Annotated in this window: 6 protein-coding genes and 1 riboswitch; of the genes, 1 reads left to right on the plus strand and 5 read right to left on the minus strand. The window is 63.0% G+C overall.

The genetic code is table 11. The features are described from left to right. The 4 genes from EN906_RS26555 to EN906_RS26570 all read right to left on the minus strand — a co-directional run. A partial coding sequence (locus EN906_RS26555; protein WP_164777372.1) for an ABC transporter substrate-binding protein occupies nt 1-333 on the minus strand: 333 nt, incomplete at its 3' end. Beyond that, the gene (locus tag EN906_RS26560) at nt 326-1,093 is read right to left on the minus strand and encodes an ABC transporter ATP-binding protein (RefSeq protein WP_127268776.1); all 768 of its coding nucleotides are present in this window, start codon (nt 1,091-1,093) and stop codon (nt 326-328) included. The genes EN906_RS26560 and EN906_RS26555, both read right to left, overlap by 8 nt. After that, nucleotides 1,090-1,842 carry an ABC transporter permease gene (locus EN906_RS26565; RefSeq protein WP_127272388.1) on the minus strand — a complete coding sequence of 251 codons (753 nt, stop codon included), beginning with the start codon at nt 1,840-1,842 and terminating at the stop codon, nt 1,090-1,092. Before EN906_RS26565 ends, EN906_RS26560 begins: the two co-directional genes overlap by 4 nt. A gap of 103 nt (nt 1,843-1,945) precedes the next feature. Further along, nucleotides 1,946-2,554, minus strand: a complete 609-nt coding sequence (locus EN906_RS26570; RefSeq protein ID WP_127271736.1) for a YkoF family thiamine/hydroxymethylpyrimidine-binding protein — start codon at nt 2,552-2,554, stop codon at nt 1,946-1,948. After that, nucleotides 2,545-2,658: riboswitch (TPP riboswitch) on the minus strand. (Overlaps the previous gene by 10 nt.) A 195-nt stretch (nt 2,659-2,853) precedes the next feature. Here EN906_RS26570 and EN906_RS26575 point away from each other — a divergent pair. After that, nucleotides 2,854-3,174, plus strand: a complete 321-nt coding sequence (locus tag EN906_RS26575; RefSeq protein WP_127272385.1) for a hypothetical protein — start codon at nt 2,854-2,856, stop codon at nt 3,172-3,174. Between the two features lie 39 nt (nt 3,175-3,213). Here the strand turns inward: EN906_RS26575 and EN906_RS37445 are convergent. Continuing rightward, the coding region (locus tag EN906_RS37445; RefSeq protein ID WP_164777373.1) for a hypothetical protein at nt 3,214-3,656 on the minus strand (443 nt) is incomplete at its 5' end.

The raw sequence follows: 3,656 nt of genomic DNA on the forward strand, positions 1-3,656 counted from the left end.
CACCGCATAGACGCCCTTCAGGTCCGCTCCGGCGGTTCTCTGGGTGAACAGGCTGATGGTGCCGTTGATGCCGAAATCGGCGACGCGATTTGCAACCAGCGTGCCCGCACCGGTATCGCTGTAAGGCAGGATGTCGACCTCGAGCCCGGCCTCGCGATAGAAGCCCTTGTCGCGGGCGACGAACAGTCCGATGTGGTTGGTGTTGACAGTCCAGTCGAGGGCAACGGTGACCTTTTGTGCCGATTGTGCTTGGGCTCGCCCCGATCCGGCAACGAGCGGAAGGCCTGTGGCAAGGGTCAGCAACAAGGCCTGCCGGCGCGTCAAGTCAGTCATGATCGTGTCCTTTGGATGGGGTGGCGTTGAGGATGATGTCGAGAATCTCGGCCTCGAGCGTACTTGCCTGGCGCGCGGCATCGCCGCCAAGGCTGCGCGGGCGCGGCAGCGGCACCTTGATTTCACGCACGATGCGGGCCGGGCGCGCCGACAGCAGATAGATGCGGTCGGACAGGAACACGGCTTCGCGCACGTCATGGGTGATCAGGAGCGCCGTCCAGCGATGATGCCGCCACATCTGTTCCAGCCAGCGCTGCATGGCCGTGCGGGTCAGCGCGTCGAGCGCGCCGAACGGCTCGTCGAGCAAAAGCATGTCGCGTTGCTGCACCACCGTGCGCAGCAAGGCCGCGCGCTGGCGCATACCGCCGGACAGTTGCGCTGGAAAATGCCGCTCGAAGCCGGCAAGCCCGAATTCGGCAAACAACGGCGCAACGCGCGCCCGCGCCGCCTGTCTCCTCATGCCTTGCACTTCGAGCCCGAGCGTTGCGTTGTCGAGGATGCGCCGCCACGGCATCAGCGCGTCACGCTGCGGCATGAAAGCGAAATGCCTGCCGTGGTCGTCGAGCGGCGCGCCGTCAAACAACATCTCGCCCTCGCCATGCTCGGCGCCGGTCAGAAGCTGGAAGAGTGTCGATTTGCCGGCGCCCGAGGGTCCAAGGATCGAGACGAATTCACCAGCGCCGACGCTAAGCGAAATATCGGCCAGCACGTCGAGCCCACCGAACGCCTTGCGCACATACCGCAGTTCGAGCCGGCTCATCGCCAGGGCCCCTTCCCGACGGTTTCCTTGCCGGCCCGCTCCCAGGGCATCGCAAGGCGCTGCAGCAGTACAGTCAACCCGAACAGGACAAGGGTCAGGGCAGCGCTCACTCCGACGGCGGCAAGAACCAGGTCAGGACGGAAATTGTTCTTGGCGTTGAGCATGTAGATGCCCAGCCCCTTCGCGGCCCCCGCATATTCGGCGAAGATCGCGCCGACCACGGCGTAGGTGATGGAGATCCTCAAACCAGCGAAGAAATAGGGCAGCGCCGAAGGCAGCCGTGCCAGCACGAAGATGCGCCAGCGCCCTGCCCCCATGGCGCGCAGCATTTGCCCGATCTCGGCCTCGGTCGACTCATAACCCTCGACCAATGCAACCAGCATCGGAAAGAAGGTAACCAGCGCCACCAGCATGATCTTGGGCGCCAGCCCGAAGCCGAACCAGAGCACCACCAGCGGCGCGATCGCCACCAGCGGCAAGGTCTGGCTGACGATTAAGACAGGAAACAGCGCACGCCGCAGCGGCTGGAAGAAGTCGACCAGCATCGACAGCACGAAGGCAGCGCTGAGCGAACAGGCAAAGCCGAGCAGCGTGGCGCCGATGGTCGGAATGGCGTTGTCGGCCAGCGCCTGGCGATTGAGCAGCGCTTGCTCGAAAACGCGCGACGGCGCCGGCAGTGTCGTCGGCCTGATGCCGGAATAGGTGGCATAAAGCTCCCACGCCAGCAGGAGCAAACCGACCGAGATCATGGCCGGCATTGCCTTGACAAGAAGGCTCGCGATCGGGCGCGAAGCGACTGATGATGTGGCCACGGGAGACAACCTTTGACGGCAGCGCGAAAGCGCGGCTGGTTCAGACAGCCGACGGGCTGTTGGCCGAGACCGTGACGTCGAGGGTTACGTGGCCGGCGCCTGGTCCGAAGCGGCAGAAGGCCTCGTCCAGCGCCGAAAAGATCGCACCGGCATCACCGCGCAGTTTCGTGCAGAAATGCTTGGAACGCTCATAGACGCCGGACTGCTTGAGAAAATCGATGCAGCCGTAGATCTCGTCCATGTGGTCGTCGGTGCCCATCACATAGAGCGAGAACTGCGCCGCCGCCGGCTGGCCGGTGGCAGCAGCATTGCGCACCGCCGCAATGGCCGCATCCTTGCGCGGGCCGAGTGGCCCGACAGGCCCGCCAAGTGCATCGGAGCGGCAGATCGGGTCATCCGGCTCGCCAGGGCACCCGCGCGAGATGGCGGCCGACAACACGCAATGTTTGCCGCTGCGTGCCGCCGCCACGAAGAGGTCGCGCATGGCGGGAAACAGCACTTCGGGCGGCCCGACCAGCAAGGTCGAGATGTCGTCGGTCTCGATCCTGAGCTTGTCGCGCCAGGGATCGAGCGCACCGAGCGCGCCAAGAATGACACCGACGAATTCGTCGGTCATGGGGTATAGGGAAATCTGTGCGCCTGAAAACATCGCCCGCCTCGCTCCGCTGGTATTACCCAGATCAGCTTCTAGGGTCTGTGGGCTTGCCGCCCCCGTCTCAGCCCCGACCGTACGGAGCACCCCTGTGGATGTGCGCCTTAAAGCATCATTCGAGTTCAAGGGAAAGCCGTTTTTTCAGAGCACTGCGCCAAAAGCATTGCGCCAGTCACGGTGCGCCTGAGCGGAATTTTGTCGGGAACCTTCGCCGCCGCGACCGGTTGTCCCCACAGTCGCAACGCGATCACTTTCGTAGAAAACAAGCGACGACTTCACAGAAATGGAGACAAACCATGTTCATGAAAATCCTCGCAGCTTCGGTTCTCACCATTGGTCTGGCCACGTCAGCCATGGCGCAAAGCGCCGGCAGCAACAACGCAAATGGAAGCGGCAGCGGCAAATCGGTGACGGTTGAGCCGAACACGCCGGCTTCACCGAATACGGTCGAGCCGGACACTGTCGACCCGGGCACGACCAACAGCACGACTGGCACGGTAGGGGACATGAATTCGAACGCGGATCAGAATTGCCCGACCAACCCGCAAGGCGCGCAGACGGACGCCGATGGTAACGCGACGGCGCCAACGGTAAACGATAATAATTGTGGCAAGTAACCGCACACGGATGAAGCCGCTGGGCATCGCCCAGCGGCTTCATCCGTTTCTCTGGTCCGCAGCACTCGTTTTGCCGAACAGCCGGATTTGTGGAGCGGGTTTTCCGGCGGGCGGGCGCAAAAACAGGTGTTTTGAATTGAGCAGCCGTTTGAGCACTCTACCGTAGGTAAAATACAGGACCCGACCGTTGGCGAGATCGAATTCCACTGTTCCCCACCGCCTGACCGGAGCCTTTCCTGTGCAAGGCCCCAGCCTTCTGATCTGGAATCCCAGTCTGATTTTGCGCGTTCCGATTTCAAGATAGATGCCTGGCAGAAGGCCGAGCACATGCCATAGCCGTACAACATGCTCGACCGACATGGCCGGCGAGATTATCAGGTGGCTGGGCTGAAGCCGTGCCCAGACGAAGTCGCCTTTCGGCTGCGGCATTCCTGACAACAGCCCCCGGCAGTAGGCCGGCACCGCCTCGCTCACCAGAATCC

Source organism: Mesorhizobium sp. M7A.F.Ca.CA.004.06.1.1 (assembly GCF_003999135.1).
In the GTDB taxonomy this organism is placed as follows: Bacteria; Pseudomonadota; Alphaproteobacteria; order Rhizobiales; family Rhizobiaceae; genus Mesorhizobium.

Coding starts and splice junctions, on each gene's coding strand:
- EN906_RS26560 (WP_127268776.1), bottom strand. CDS start 1,093: ATGAGCCGGCTCGAACTGCGGTATGTGCGCAAGGCGTTCGGTGGGCTC.
- EN906_RS26565 (WP_127272388.1), bottom strand. CDS start 1,842: ATGATCTCGGTCGGTTTGCTCCTGCTGGCGTGGGAGCTTTATGCCACC.
- EN906_RS26570 (WP_127271736.1), bottom strand. CDS start 2,554: ATGTTTTCAGGCGCACAGATTTCCCTATACCCCATGACCGACGAATTC.
- EN906_RS26575 (WP_127272385.1), top strand. CDS start 2,854: ATGTTCATGAAAATCCTCGCAGCTTCGGTTCTCACCATTGGTCTGGCC.